Raw genomic sequence first — 13,864 nt, 5'->3', positions numbered from 1 at the left:
CGAGGAAACCTGGAACGGCCCTGATGCTGGCGGCGCGGCATGATCGCGCGATGGCGGCGGCCGGTCAAACCCGCGTCGCGCGCGACGTGCGCGCACGGATGCGGTAAAACAGGCACCTCCGCAGGCAGGGCCGACGATGAGCGAGATTCCCGACGACGCGACACTGCAGGCGATGGCCGCCCGGCTGGGTGGCTTGCTGCACGACCGCCACCATCGCCTGGTCACCGCCGAAAGCTGTACCGGCGGCTGGATCGCCAAGGCGATGACCGACATCGCCGGCTGCTCGGACTGGTTCGACTGCGGGCTGGCGGCCTACAGCTACGAAGCCAAGCAGGCGCTGCTGGGCGTCAGCCTGAAGACGCTGGAAACCCATGGCGCCGTCAGCCGGGAGACCGCGATCGAGATGGTCTCCGGCGCACTGGTCAATTCCGGTGCCAGCGTCGCGGTCGCGGTGACCGGCATCGCCGGCCCCGGCGGTGGCAGCGACGACAAGCCGGTCGGGACGGTGTGGATCGCATGGAAACGCCGCGGCGGCTATGCACGTGCGCAGGTCCATCACTTCGATGGCGATCGCGAGGCGGTGCGGCGGCAGACGGTCTCAGCCGCGCTGCGCGGGCTCGAGACCATGCTGAACGCGGCCTGATGTGGGAGACGCTGGCCACTGTCCGTGACCTCGGCCGGATCCAGGAGATCGCCTCGGTCCTGGTGCGCTACGGCTTCGGCGACGTCGTGCAGCGCATCGGCATGGCCGGGGCGTTGGAACGCGCCGGCCGGCTGCTGCACCTGCACGCCGCCGACACCGCGCGCATGACCCAGCCCGAGCGCGTACGCCACGCGCTGCAGGACCTGGGGCCGACCTTCGTCAAGCTCGGGCAGATCCTGGCCACGCGCGTCGACCTGCTACCGCCGGACTGGATCGAGGAACTGGGGCGGCTGCAGAGCCGTGTGCCGCCGGTTCCGTACGAAGCGATCCGGGCGCAACTGGTCGAGGACCTGGGCGAGGCGCCGGACACCGCGTTCGCGCGTTTCGAGGCCGAGCCGATCGCCGCCGCTTCGCTCGCGCAGGCGCACCTGGCCTGGCTGCACGACGGCACGCCGGTCGTGCTGAAGGTGCGGCGGCCCGGGATCCGCGAGATCGTCGAGGCCGACCTGCGGCTGCTCGCGCGGCTGGCCGAGATCGTCGAATCGCAGGCGCCCGACCTGCGCCGCTACCGGCCCGTGGAGGTCGTGCGCCAGTTCGATGCCTCGCTGCGGCGCGAGCTCGACTTCGCGGCCGAGTGCCGCAACGCCGAGCGCATCGCGGCGAACTTCGCCGACGATCCCGCCGTGCTCGTGCCGCGGGTGCACTGGCAATGGACCTGCGAGCGGCTCAACGTGCAGGACCGGGTGGTCGGCATTCCCGGCGGCGACCTGGCCGGCATCGAGGCCGCGGGCCTCGACCGCCACGCGCTCGCGCTCGCGGGCAGCGCGATCGTCATGAAGATGGTGTTCGAGGACGGCCTGTTCCACGCCGACCCGCACCCGGGCAACCTGTTCTTCCTGCCCGATGGCCGTATCGCGCTGATCGATTTCGGCATGGTCGGCCGCGTCCCGCCGGAGCTGCGCTACCAGGTCGCGCGGTTGCTGCACGGCTTGGTCTCGCAACAGCCGCAGAGCGTGTGCGACGTGCTGCTGGACTGGACGACGAGCGATGTCGAGGTCGACGAGGGCCGGCTGCAGGGCGAGATCGACGGCTTCGTCGACCAGTATCGCGGCCTGCCGCTGCGCGACCTGCGGATGGGCGCGATGCTCGCCGACATCACCGGCCTGCTGCGCCGGCACGGCCTGATGCTGCCGCCGGACCTCGCGCTGCTGATCAAGGCGTTCCTGACGCTGGAGGGGCTGGGCCGTCAGCTCGATCCGGGGTTCGACATGACCAGCACCGCCCAGCCGTGGCTGGGGCGGGTGATGCTGCAGCGCTACTCGCCGCGTGCGCTGGCGCGTCGCGGGCAGCGCACGCTGTCGAGCGCGATCGACCTGCTGGCCGACCTGCCGCGCGACCTGCGCCGGTTGCTGCAGACCGCACGCCGCGGCCGCCTGCGCGCGCAGATCGAGGTGACCTCGCTCAAGTCGTTCGGAGACCAGGTCAACGCCGCCGCGAACCGGCTCACGGTGGGCGTCGTCACCGCCGCGCTGATCATCGGCTCGTCGATCGTCATGAACAGCGTCAGCGGCGGTGCGACGCACCGCTGGTTGATGGCGCTGGGCGTGCTCGGCTTCGTCGGTGCGGGCCTGAGCGGCGTGTGGATCCTGCTGTCGATCTGGCGCAGCGGCCGCAAGTAACGGCCGCTCGATGCACTCCGTACCCGCAGGCGCGATCCTGCATCCGTAGGAGCGCGCTTGCGCGCGAGGGCTTCACCGGCATGACTTCCGCCGTAGGAGCGCGCTCGCGCGCGATGATCCTCGGTATCGCATCGCGCGCGGGCGCGCTCCTACAGGAGAGTCTGGTCGACCAGCAGGTAGCGCGGGCGCGCGATCAGCGGACCGGCATGCCCGGCTGCGCGCCGTCGTCGGCGGCCAGCAGCGCGAGTGCGCTACCGTCGAAGCCGGCCGACAGGATCATGCCCTCGCTCAGGCCGAAGCGCATCTTGCGCGGCGCGAGGTTGGCGATGAACACCACATTGCGGCCCACCAGTGCCTCGGGTTCGCCGTAGCTGGCGCGGATGCCGGAGAAGATCTGGCGCTTGCCCAGTTCGCCGGCGTCGAGTTCGAAACGCAGCAGCTTGTCCGAGCCCTCGACGGCCTCGCAGACCAGGACCTTGCCGATGCGCAGGTCGAGCCTGGCGAAGTCGTCGATGCCGATGAAGGCGGTATCGGCGGTCGCGGGCGAAGCGGGCGTGGCAGGCACGGGCGTCTTCGTTTCGGTCTTCGGGCCGGCGGGCGGGGCGGCGGCGAGTGTGTCCTTGGAGGCGTCGGTCATGGCGTCGATCAGTTTGGGGTCGATACGGGTGAACAGCGGGGCGTAGGCCTGGATCGCATGGTCGGTGAGCGGCGTGTCCAGGTCGTGCCAGTGCGCGACGGGCGCGGCCAGGAATGCCGCCGCCTGCGCGGAGGTGCGCGGCAGGATCGGCAGCAGCGCGCCGGCGAGTACGCGGAACAGGTTCAGGCCCTGGGTGCAGACGGCCTGCAACTCGGCGTCGGCGCCGTCCTGCTTGGCGATCACCCATGGTTTGCGGTCGTCGATGTAGCGGTTGGCCTCGTCGGCGAGCGCCATGATCTGGCGGATCGCGCTGGCCGGCTCGTTGCGCGCGTAGGCCTCGCGGATACCCGCAAGCGCGGCGACGAAGCGCGCGTACTGCGCGGGGTCGGGCAGCGCGTCGGCCAGCCGACCGTCGAAGCGCTTGCCGATGAAGCCTGCGCAGCGGCTGGCCAGGTTGACGAACTTGCCGACCAGGTCGGCATTGACGCGCGCGACGAAGTCGCCGAGGTTCAGGTCGAGATCGTCGACGCCGCCCGAGGACTTCGCCGCGAAGTAGTAGCGCAGCGCCTCGGGATCCAGGCCCTGGTCGAGGTAGGTGCGCGCCATCACGAAGGTGCCGCGCGACTTCGACATCTTCGCGCCGTCGACGGTCAGGTAGCCATTGACATGCAGCCGCGTCGGCGCGCGCAGGCCCGCGCCGTGCAGCATTGCCGGCCAGAACAGGCCGTGGAAGTTCACGATGTCCTTGCCGATGAAGTGGTGCAGTTCGGCGCCGCCGTCGGGCGACAGCCAGGCGTCGAAGTCGATGCCATCGCGCGCGCACAGCGCCTTGAAGCTGCTCAGGTAGCCGATCGGCGCATCGAGCCAGACGTAGAAGAACTTGCCCGGGTGGCCGGGGATCTCGAAACCGAAGTACGGCGCGTCGCGCGAGATGTCCCAGGCGCGCAGGCCGCCTTCGCCGTCGAGCCATTCCGCGAGCTTGGCCTTGACGCCGGGCACCGCGACGTCGCCGGCCAGCCAGTCGCGCAGGAAGGCCTCGAAGTGCCCGAGTTCGAAGAAGAAGTGCTCGGACTCGCGCACCTCCGGCGTCGCCCCGCTGACCACCGACTTCGGGTCGATCAGGTCGCTCGGCGCGTACGTCGCGCCGCAGTGCTCGCAGTTGTCGCCGTACTGGTCGGGCGTGCCGCATTTCGGGCACGTGCCCTTGACGTAGCGGTCGGGCAGGAACATCCCGCGCACCGGGTCGTACAGCTGCGCGACCGCGCGACGCGCGATGTGGCCGCCGGCCTCGAGTCGCGCGTAGATCGCCTCGACGGTCTCGCGATTGGTCGGCGAGTTGGTGGAATCGTAGTGGTCGAACGCCACGCCGAACGCGGCGAAGTCGCGCTCGTGCCCGGCCTGGATGCCGGCGATGAAGGCCTCGGGCGTGGTGCCGGCCTTCTCGGCCGCGAGCATGATCGGCGTGCCGTGGGTATCGTCGGCACAGACGAAGTGCGCGACGTCGCCGGCCATGCGCCTGGCCCGCACCCAGATGTCGGCCTGGATGTACCCGACCAGGTGGCCCAGGTGCAGCGGACCGTTGGCGTAGGGCAGGGCGGTGGTGACGAGCAGCTTGCGGGGCATGGCGGGAAGGGGGCAGCAGTCGATCCGGCGATTATCGCACTGCCGCAGCCCCAAGCGGCCCACAAAGAGATAGCCCGGCATATGCCGGGCTATCTCAGGATCGAACAGGTTCAGATCAGAACTTGTAGGTGGCGCCCAGATACATGAAGCGGCCTACACTGTCATAGAACGACTGGTTGACGTCGGCGCCGAAGTAGTTGAGCGGCGGATCCTTGTCGAACACGTTGTCGATGCCAAGGTAGACCTTGATGTCCGAATCCGGGAAGGTGTATCCGATCTGCGCATTGTGATAGGTGTACGAACCATTGCGGATCGGACTGCTCTGGCCGGGATTGCTCTGGTAGGACGCCGGTTCGACGCGCAGCACATGATGCATGTAGCGCATCGTCCAGGACAGGTTCCACTCGTCGCGATCATAGGAGGCTTCGAAGTTGGCGCGATAGCGCGGGTCCCAGACCGACGTCACCCACTCCTTGTACTCGTTCGGGAAGTCCTGGAACTCCCATTCACGAGATTGCAGCAGACGGGTTCCCACCAGCCGCGTGACTGCGTTGCCACCCAGCAGATCGAATCGGTAGTCGATCTCGAAGTCGACGCCGACGCGACGCTTCTTGGCGAGGTTCTCGTTCAGCGCGCTCCAGCTGTAGATGCTGTGAGACGGGAAGTCGCGACCCTGCGGATCGACGAATCCACCCGATGGTGCGCGGAGAATCTGATCGCAGAAGATATTGTTGGTCACGCCGCCGGGAGAGTCCACGCAGCGTGTTGCGTTGGTCTGGCCGCTCACGGCTCCGATTGCATCGTCCAGCGTGATGCGCCAGTAGTCGATCGACACGCCGAGGCCCTTGACGAACTCCGGCTGCCAGACAAAACCAAACGAAACCGTTTCGGCCTCTTCGGCTCTGAGATTCGGATTGCCGCCGCTCACGCCGGGACGGCTCGCCGTGAATGTGTCCTCCCAGTTGGCTGGAATACCGAGTGCCGCACAGTTGGCTTGCCGAACTGCTACGTCCGGTGCGGTCGAGGGGCGATTCGGATTCGTGACGCGGGTGTTGCATGGATCATCGATGAAGGCGAAGTTCTGCGATTGCGGGTTGAACAGTTCGCCGATGCCTGGGGCACGTACGGCGCGCGCCGTGGTGCCACGGAATCGAAGCGACGAGAGGATTTCCCAGTCGATGCCGATGTTCCAGGTCTTCGTCGAACCGATCGTGTCGTAATCGGAGTAACGACCCGCGAGGTCGATCGAGAGACGCTCAACGCCAGGCAAGTCCGCAAGCACCGGAATCGAAGTCTCGGCGAAGATCTCACTGACGTCGTATGCGCCGCCGCGGCTTGAAATCGCATTGAGGAACGTCAATCCCAGAGCGGACAGCGGATCAGTATTCTCCTGGCTTTCCTCCTTGCGATGCTCAACACCTGCCGCGAAGCCGACGTCGCCTGCGGGCAGAGAGAACAACGCGTTGTTCGAGACCGATGCGCTGTAGACGGTCTGCTTGAGCTTGGAAGTGTTCAGAGAGTTCGTATTGAACCATGCCGCAGCAGCGGGATTCGCGGCGACGGCCCCGTTTCCGAAGATCGAGAACGGCACGCAGCCATTGACGAGCGCCAAGTTGTAGGGGTTGCCGGTGTGAATATTGATTGCGGTAGGGTCGACCGTCACCCGGCATGCAATATTTCCATTGGCGTCGAGAACAGTATCCAGACCCGCCTGCCACCGCTCGTTGATGCGATTGTTCAGGTTGACGCGAGAAATCGAGGATTCACCGTAGTTGACCGATGCCTCATACGCCCAGTTTTCGCTCAAGAAGCCTTCGAGGCCCACGACCAAGCGCTTGGTATCGCGGTCGACCTGTTCGCCACGGCGGCCGGCATCGACGTTCATGCGGTTCACCGCGAGGAACTGATACGGCGTGTCTCCAATTGTAGTGGTGCTCAGAGCCGCGGGATTGGCGGCCAAGAATGCTTGAAGTTCTGGTGTGATGTAGGCGTTGTCGGCACGAATTCGGATTGGCTGGTCAAATGCCGATTGGCCGTAGAAATGCGATTCAGTCTTGCTGTACTTGGCTTCCGCGAATACGCGGTGATCGTCGTTCAGGTCAAAGGTGAAGATCGCGTTGACGCTGGTGCGATCGAACTTCGGCTCAAGATCGGCAAGTGCGTTGAGATCGGTGAAATCGCAATCGATACACGAATTCGCATTCTGCCAACCGTCATATCGCTTTTGCACAAAACTTCCGTCTGGAAGAAATTGATAGCGCGTTGTGGGGTTTGCAGGGTTGAATGTGCCTACGTTGAACGTGCCGCCGTACGAAATCGCGTGATTGCCACCCGGGCCATCAAAAATGGTCTGGGGATTGCTTTCGCTGGAGGGTTGAGTGGGATCGTAGTTCGGGTTTGGACGGGAGACTTGGTAGCGGCGTCCGATTTCCCGCCCTGTGCGGCTGAAACGGTCTTGCTGGCTGTGCTCGATCGAGATGGCGGCACTACCACGGCCGTCGGCGAAGTCGCTGCCGCCCGACACGCTGACAAAGGAGCGGCCAAAATTGCCCTCCCCGGAGCCGCCGGTCTGGGCGCGCATCTCGATGCCGTCGAAAGACTTCTTGGTGATGAAGTTCACGACACCAGCCACTGCATCCGCACCATAAACCGCGGAAGCTCCGCCAGTGATGACCTCGACGCGCTCGATCCATTCGACCGGGATCGTATTGACATCCACCGCCGTCGAGCCGGGACTGGCGCCGACATGGCGCCGGCCGTTGACGAGCACGAGCGTGCGCGATGTTCCCATGCCACGTAGATCGACCAAGCCCAAGCCTGCTGTTCCGATGAAACGGGTCGAGTTTCCAAGCGTGTAGGTTGGGCTAAGCGCCGGCATCTTGGTCATCAAGTCACCAATGGTGACTGCGCCTGTGGCGCGAATCTCTTCAGCCGTGATCCCTGTCACCGGAGAAGGCGTCACAAAGCCTTCTCGCGCAATACGTGATCCAGTCACATTGACTCGATCTAACGTTTGGGTCGAGTCCGAGGCGGGCGATTCCTGGGCGGCTGCAGTGGTCGCAGATGCGAGCAGCGTAGCAGCAATGGCTGTGCTCAGCCTGGAAAATTTGTTCAAGTTCATTTCGATTTCGATCCCCTAGGTTTTGAACTCGACCACCCCTCTCCTGGGCTGGTCGGCAAGCCCATGTTAACGCGGGCTTAACCTTTTTGCCACACTCGGCAAACTATTGCAATCGCACTGAGCTGGCGAGTCCGGCTGATGACATAGTTGCAAGCTCGCACTATCAACACTGACCGTCTTTGGCAACCTGGCGATCTATGTCAGCGTCAGACTCGAGCGTGTTGGCCCAGACGTCCAGGTCGTTACTTCGTTGTTTCCTGAATAGACCGCTGTCCAGCTTTACTCCCGCTGCCAGACCTGCTCGCGGCAGATGAAGGCGATGCAGCCCGACACGCCCAGCCGGTTGGCATCGATCAGCTTGGCCTTCGACTTGTAGGTCTTGCCGTTGGCCGGATCGAGAATCGTGCCGCCCGACCACTCGTCGCCGTTGGGCTTGAGATCCCACAGGATCGTCATGCCGGCGATCGGCTGGTTGCGGCGCTCGCCGGTGCATTTGTCGCAGGTGGGGTTCGGCCCGCGATCGGAATGCAGCACCTGGACGACTTTTCCGCTCAGCATGCCGTTGGCGGCCTGGCTGATCTCGACGATCGACTTCACCCGGCCGGTCTCGTCGTCGATGGTCTTCCAGCGACCGGCCGGCGACTGTGCCGATGCCGCGAACGACGCGACGACGAGCGGCCATGCCGCGAGCGCCAGCAGGCCGGCCTTCTTGTTCATCTTCATTGCGCTCCCTCCCTCGATGCTGCGTGTCCGGCACGGTGCCGCCGCAGATGGCGACGTTATAGCCGATCCGCGGGCCGCCCGCGTGACGCGTCCGGCGCGCCGGTGGTGCGGCGCCGGGTGCGACATCCTGGCCGTCGGGGATCGTTGCGAGACATGGGACAATGACGGCTTCCGACCGAGCATTCGTCAGCCATGCAATCTCCGAAGGCAGCACGCGCCGTCCAGGGCGCCCTCCATCCCCACCCCCGCATCCGCAATATCGTCGCCGTCGGGTCCGGCAAGGGCGGGGTGGGCAAGTCGACGACGTCGGTCAACCTGGCGCTCGCGCTGGCTGCGGACGGCGCGCGGGTCGGCGTACTGGACGCGGACGTCTACGGGCCGAGCATCCCGACGATGCTCGGGCTGTCGGGCAAGCCGGAGAGCCCGGACGGCAAGTCGATCCTGCCGCTGCAGGCGCACGGTATCGAGGCGATGTCGATCGGGCTGCTGGTCGACCAGGACACGCCGATGATCTGGCGCGGACCGATGGCGACCTCGGCGCTGCAGCAGTTGCTCAACGACACGCGCTGGGGCGGCGAGGACGGGCTGGACTACCTGCTCGTCGACCTGCCGCCGGGCACGGGCGACATCCAGCTGACACTGGCGCAGAAGATCCCGGTGGCCGGCGCGGTGATCGTGACCACGCCGCAGGAGGTGGCGACGCTCGACGCGCGCAAGGCGCTGAAGATGTTCGAGAAGGTCGAGGTCGCGGTGCTCGGGCTGGTCGAGAACATGGCCCAGCACGTGTGCTCGAATTGCGGGCACGTCGAGCATCTGTTTGGTTCGGGCGGCGGCGAGCGCATGGCAGAGCGCTACGGCGTGCCGCTGCTGGGGTCGCTGCCGCTGGAGATCGGAATCCGTGAGCAGGGCGATGCCGGCGCGCCGATCGTCGCCTCCGCGCCGGCCTCGGCGGCGGCCGAGGCCTACCGGGCGGTTGCACGGGCCATGGTCGCCGAGCTCGAGAAGCGCCCGCGCGCGCCGATGTCCATCTCCGCGTCGCTGGTGTAGAGGAGGCGGACCATCGCCGGGTCGCAGGCCGGCGCGTTCATGGGGTCATCCTTCTGCCGCAGAAACGAAAAAACCCCGCCGAGGCGGGGTTTTTCGTGAAGCAGACCTGGTTTACTGGCCGAACTGGTACTTCGCCTCCAGGTAGAACGCGCGACCGTACGGGTTGTACAGGTAGTTGTTGTACGGCGTGCTGCTGGTGCCCGGATAGTTGTTGGCCTGGTACTCGGGGGTCTTGTCGAACAGGTTGTTGACCAGGACCGAGAACGTCAGGTTCTCCTGCGCGCGCCAGTTCACGCTCAGGTTGTAGGTCGTGTAGCTGCCCCACTTCCCGGCGCGGGCGCCCGACGAGTGCACGTAGTCGTAGGAACCGCCCAGGTACGCCAGGTAGTTCGGCGTCGAACCGATGCGGTTGCCGTAGAGCGTGGTCGTCCAGTCGCCCTTGCTCCAGGCCACCGTCGCGTCCGTACGGGTCTTGGCGTACGAATCGTAGTCCCACATCGGGATCGGGTCGCGCAGCAGGTCGAGCTCGGGCTGGCCGGGCTGGGTGACCAGGGTGTGCTCGAGGTTGTTGGTGTAGTTGACCGCGACCGCGAAGTTGCCCGCTGCGCCGACGTCGAAGCTGTAGTTCGCCGCGGTCGTCAGGGCGCGGAGCCGCTGCGAGGCGATGTTGACCTTGGGCGTGAAGATCGAGGTCAGCTGGCCGTTGGCGCTGCGGCTGACCCAGTCGAGCACGTTGTCGCAGGAGGTGACGGTCGAGCCCGAAGCGCCGGTGCGGCAGTAGTATTCGCTGAGCAGCAGCTGGTCGCCGGTCAGACTCTTGACCTCGTTGCTGATGTCCCAGCTGTAGTAGTCGACCGCGATCGACAGGTTCTGGATCGGGGCCCACACGATGCCCGCATTCCAGACGTCGGCGGTGATCGGCTCCAGGTCGGTGTTGCCCGACTGCTGGCCGAAGTACTGCTCGGCGTCGTAGGCGCACTCGTCGGTAGCGCCGGGCAGGTAGCCTTCGCCCGCGCAACGGAAGTAGTCAGTGTCGCTGCTGTAGAAGCCGCTCACGCCCTGGAACACGTCGGCGAGGGTCGGGGCACGGAAGGCCGTGCCGTACTTGCCGCGCACGAGCAGGCTCTCCACCGGGCGGTATTCGAGGCCGATGCTGTAGGTGGGCTTGTCGACCGTGTCGCCGGCGATGTCGAACGCGTCGTAGCGGCCCGACAGCGTGACCGTCAGCGGCTCGAGCAGCGGCATGCGCAGTTCGCTGGTGACCGCGTAGCGGCTGCGACGGCCGTTGCCGCTGACCGCCGTCGTGCCCCAGACCTGCGACTCGAGCGTGTCGGGGTCCTGCACCAGGCGCGCGTCGGGCGTGTAGTCCCAGCCTTCGTTGCCCACCTCGCCGACCACGGCGAAGCCCGCGTCGCCGCCAGGCAGCGAGAACAGCGAGCCGTTGGTGAACTGGAAGTGCGCCAGATTGTTCCAGGTCCGCGACTGGTTGGTCGTGTAGCCGGTGAAGGTCGCCAGGTCGTTCGGCGAGATCGGGCGATGGAACGCGTCGTAGTCGGGCCGGAAGATCGGATAGGCGCCGTAGAACGGATCGAGACCGTCGAGCTGCGGGCCCAGCACGTTCTCCTGGAACCAGGCTTCGATCGGATCGGCGAAACGGGCCCAGCGGCGTTCGGTCAGCTTGTACTCGGCGCGCATGACGTACGCGTCATAGTCCCAGGCGCCCAGGGCGCCGTTGGCGCCGAGCGTGACGGTGTAGGCCTTGTTGCGGTCGGTGTTCATGATGTCGCGGAAGCCGCGGCCACCGATGTCCTCGGGCGAGAACGCGCGCTGCAGGTTCACCAGCGTGTCGAGGTCGGGGTCGTAGATGGCGCCGTAGCGCGCGCTCGTGCCCCACCAGGTGTAGTTCGAGCCGGTGACGTAGTCGCTCTCGTCGTAGTTGCCGAGCACCTCGGCGTAGAGCTGGGTGCTGTCGGTGACGTCGAACGTGGTGTAGGAGTAGAGCTGGGTGCTCTGCTTGCCGTTGCGGATCGTGCGGTAGCCGGGCGTGGCGAAGCTGCCGCAGTACTCACCGAAGCCCGGACGGTTCTGCTTGCCGGTGGTGCCGCCGAACTGGCCGGTCACGTTGGCGCAGTTGTTGGGGTCGGTGAAGACGTACTCGCCAGCGAGCTCGTCGATGACCACGAAGTCGCGGCTCGCGACGGGATCGGTGTAGCCCTGGGTATTGATTTGCCTGGTCAGGTCGCGCTGGTGGCCCCAGATCGGGTCGCGCTCCTCGAACTGCAGCCCGAGCAGCGAGCGGACGCGGCCGTCCGCCGAGCCGAATGCGTCGGCGTAGGTGAAGCGCGTACTGGCGCCGCCGCCGTCGCCGAACCAGCCGCCGCGCACGGTGAACTCGCCCCCGTCGACGTCCTTCTTCAGGATCACGTTGACGACGCCGGCGATCGCGTCCGAGCCGTACAGCGAGGACTGGCCGCCGGGAAGGATCTCGATGCGCTCGACCAGCGCGACCGGAATGCCGCTGATGTTGTTGAAGGTGTCCGAGCCGTTGTACAGCGCCGGGTAGTTCGACATCGGGCGGCCGTTGATCAGGTACTTGGTGTAGCCCGGATCGAGGCTGAACATGCCCGACGCTTCCGCGCCCTGGGTGAACGAGGCCGAGGTCTGGCCGCCCTGAAGGCCGCCGGTGGTGAAGGTGGACTGCTGCAGGATGTCGGCCACGCTCTGGAAGCCGCGCAGCTGGATGTCCTCGGCGGTCACCACGGTCACGGGCGTGAACGTCTCGATCTGGCTCTGCGGAATCAGCGAGCCGGTCACGGTGACCTTGTCGAGCGTGGTCGCGGTGCCCGTGTCCTGGGCCAGGGCGGCACCGGTGGCGGGAACGAGGAGGGCGGCGAACAGTGCGGCGCTGAGGCGGTGCCGCGACGGCGAGGTACGGAGGGTCATTCGAAAATCCTATGCGGGAACGTCCGGCACGCGCCGGACAAATGGTGCGGAACGCCGCGATGCGTCGGCGTTAACGGTTGTTTAATGAAGTTGTCATGCACACGTCAACACATCGGCGCGCATCGGGATGCAGTGAGCCGATTCGGCAAACCGGTGCGACAGGCGAGACACAGAAGGCGCGGCGATCGGGGCAGGCGGTCGAGGACGCGCCGTCGGCCCCTTCTCGCGGCGTTGGGCGATGCTGCGCGAGACGAGCAAGTGCGCCGAAACCGCGCTCGGCCTACAATTCCCCGTTCAGGCCCAGGGGCCGAAGGGAACACCGCATGAGCATCAAGAGCGACCGCTGGATCCGCCGCATGTCCGAGCAGCCGGAGGGCATGATCGAGCCGTTCGAGGCCGGCCAGGTCAAGCATGCCGACGGCCAGCGCATCGTCAGCTACGGCACCTCGAGCTACGGCTACGACGTGCGCTGCCCGCGCGAGTTCAAGGTGTTCACCAACATCAACTCGACGATCGTCGATCCCAAGCACTTCGATCCCAAGAGCTTCGTCGACGTGGTCGGCGACGAGTGCATCATCCCGCCCAACTCCTTCGCACTGGCGCGCACGGTCGAGTACTTCCGGATTCCGCGCGACGTGCTGGTGGTCTGCCTGGGCAAGAGCACCTACGCGCGCTGCGGGATCATCGTCAACGTCACCCCGCTCGAGCCGGAGTGGGAAGGCCACGTGACGCTGGAATTCAGCAACACCACGCCGCTGCCGGCGCGCATCTACGCCAACGAGGGCGTTGCGCAGATGCTGTTCTTCCAGTCCGACGCCGACGACGTCTGCGAGACGTCTTACCGCGATCGCGGCGGCAAGTACCAGGGGCAGACGGGCGTCACCCTGCCGCGCACCTGACGGTATTCCCTTTCCACGAACAAGGATGTGCGATGCAGGATTCCAATCCCTATCAGGCCCCTGCGGCCGAGGTGCGGCTCGATCAGGGCGAGGTGCTGGCCGAGCGCGGCACGCGGCTGGGTGCGGCGCTGATCGACGGCCTGATCGGCCTGGCGGTCATGACGCCGGTGATGTGGCTCGGCGGCTACTGGACGGCGGTGGTCGAGGCGACGCAGCGCGGCGAGCAGGTCGGGCTGGGCCTGCAGGCGATCTGGATGGTGATCGGCCTGCTGGTGTTCGCAGCGATCCACGCGTGGCCACTGCATGTCGGTGGCCAGACGTGGGGCAAGCGCTTGCTGGGCATCCGCATCGTGACCCTCGACGGCCGGCCGGTGACCGCCGCCCGCGCGCTTCTTGCGCGCTACCTGCCGTTGCAGGCGATCGGTGGCATCCCGTGCATCGGTGCGTTGGCTGTGCTGGGCAGTCTGTGCATGATCTTCCGCCAGGACCGGCGCTGCGGCCACGACTTCGTCGCCGGCACGCGGGTGGTCCGCGCGCGTTGACGACCGG

The 13,864-nt window shown here is 66.3% G+C and carries 9 protein-coding genes; 5 read left to right on the top strand and 4 right to left on the bottom strand.

The window, feature by feature from the left end:
- Window positions 1-172: 172 nt before the first annotated feature.
- Window positions 173-643: a CinA family protein gene (locus WQ56_RS06545; RefSeq protein WP_047136350.1), complete on the top strand. Its 471-nt coding sequence runs from the start codon at window positions 173-175 to the stop codon at window positions 641-643.
- Window positions 643-2,322 (top strand): AarF/UbiB family protein, encoded by a 1,680-nt coding sequence (locus tag WQ56_RS06540; protein WP_047136279.1) that lies wholly within the window; start codon window positions 643-645, stop codon window positions 2,320-2,322. Before WQ56_RS06545 ends, WQ56_RS06540 begins: the two co-directional genes overlap by 1 nt.
- A 193-nt stretch (window positions 2,323-2,515) precedes the next feature.
- On the opposite strand, the gene metG is transcribed toward WQ56_RS06540, so the two are convergent.
- From metG to WQ56_RS06525, 3 genes are all read right to left on the bottom strand, one after another.
- A complete protein-coding gene (gene metG / locus WQ56_RS06535; RefSeq protein ID WP_047136278.1) occupies window positions 2,516-4,582 on the bottom strand; it encodes a methionine--tRNA ligase in 2,067 nt (688 codons plus the stop codon).
- A gap of 115 nt (window positions 4,583-4,697) precedes the next feature.
- Window positions 4,698-7,703 carry a TonB-dependent receptor gene (locus tag WQ56_RS06530; RefSeq protein ID WP_047136277.1) on the bottom strand — a complete coding sequence of 1,002 codons (3,006 nt, stop codon included), beginning with the start codon at window positions 7,701-7,703 and terminating at the stop codon, window positions 4,698-4,700.
- Window positions 7,704-7,982: 279 nt separating this feature from the next.
- A complete protein-coding gene (locus WQ56_RS06525) occupies window positions 7,983-8,426 on the bottom strand; it encodes a DUF2147 domain-containing protein (RefSeq protein ID WP_047136276.1) in 444 nt (147 codons plus the stop codon).
- A 192-nt stretch (window positions 8,427-8,618) separates the two neighbouring features.
- Here WQ56_RS06525 and apbC point away from each other — a divergent pair, with 192 nt between their 5' ends.
- A complete protein-coding gene (gene apbC, locus WQ56_RS06520) occupies window positions 8,619-9,473 on the top strand; it encodes an iron-sulfur cluster carrier protein ApbC (RefSeq protein ID WP_047136275.1) in 855 nt (284 codons plus the stop codon).
- A 111-nt stretch (window positions 9,474-9,584) separates the two neighbouring features.
- Here apbC and WQ56_RS06515 read toward each other — a convergent pair whose 3' ends face one another.
- Window positions 9,585-12,416, bottom strand: coding sequence for a TonB-dependent receptor (locus tag WQ56_RS06515; protein ID WP_047136274.1), 2,832 nt, complete (start codon window positions 12,414-12,416; stop codon window positions 9,585-9,587).
- Between the two features lie 323 nt (window positions 12,417-12,739).
- On the opposite strand from WQ56_RS06515, the gene dcd reads away from it, so the two are divergent.
- Together dcd and WQ56_RS06505 are read left to right on the top strand one after the other, a co-directional pair.
- The gene (gene dcd, locus WQ56_RS06510; protein ID WP_047136273.1) at window positions 12,740-13,315 is read left to right on the top strand and encodes a dCTP deaminase; all 576 of its coding nucleotides are present in this window, start codon (window positions 12,740-12,742) and stop codon (window positions 13,313-13,315) included.
- 32 nt (window positions 13,316-13,347) lie between these two features.
- Window positions 13,348-13,857: an RDD family protein gene (locus WQ56_RS06505; RefSeq protein ID WP_047136272.1), complete on the top strand. Its 510-nt coding sequence runs from the start codon at window positions 13,348-13,350 to the stop codon at window positions 13,855-13,857.
- Window positions 13,858-13,864: the final 7 nt, after the last annotated feature.

The organism is Luteimonas sp. FCS-9 (assembly GCF_001014645.1).
Taxonomy (GTDB): domain Bacteria; phylum Pseudomonadota; class Gammaproteobacteria; order Xanthomonadales; family Xanthomonadaceae; genus Luteimonas.
Note: the sequence above shows the minus strand (reverse complement) of the source record. Positions and strands in the feature narration are given on the sequence as shown.